This window comes from Variovorax sp. 10L426 (genome assembly GCF_056395305.1).
Map to the genome: position 1 here is coordinate 1 of NZ_JBFTJF010000095.1, position 442 is coordinate 442.

Genomic DNA, 442 nt, shown 5'->3' on the forward strand with positions numbered 1-442 from the left:
CAGGTGGCGCCCGCCGAAATCGCCACCGGCGTCGTGATCGGCCGCGCGTCGGAGTACTTCGACTTCTTTGTCTACGGCATCGCCTCGGTGCTGGTCTTCCCATCGGTCTACTTCCCCTTCGCCAGTGAGCTGGCCGGGCTGCTCTACAGCTTCACGATCTTTTCCTTCGCGTTCATCGGGCGGCCGTTCGGCACGGCGCTGTTCATGCGCATTCAGCGCCGATGGGGGCGCGGCGTCAAGCTGACGGCCTCGCTGTTCCTGCTCGGCACGGCAACGGTGGGCATCGCCTTCCTGCCGTCCTATGCCACGCTCGGCAGCGCCGCCATCTACCTGCTCGCGTTTTTCCGCTTCCTGCAGGGCATTGCCTTCGGCGGCTCGTGGGATGGCCTGCCGTCGCTGCTGGCCATCAACTCGCCCCCGCACAAGCGCGGCTGGTACGCGA

Annotated in this window: 1 protein-coding gene; it reads left to right on the top strand. The window is 66.5% G+C overall.

Annotated features, from left to right (window positions below; all coding sequences use genetic code 11):
- Positions 1-442, top strand: a 442-nt coding sequence (locus tag AC1DHL_RS29920; RefSeq protein ID WP_478164355.1) for an MFS transporter, incomplete at both ends; no start/stop codon positions are given.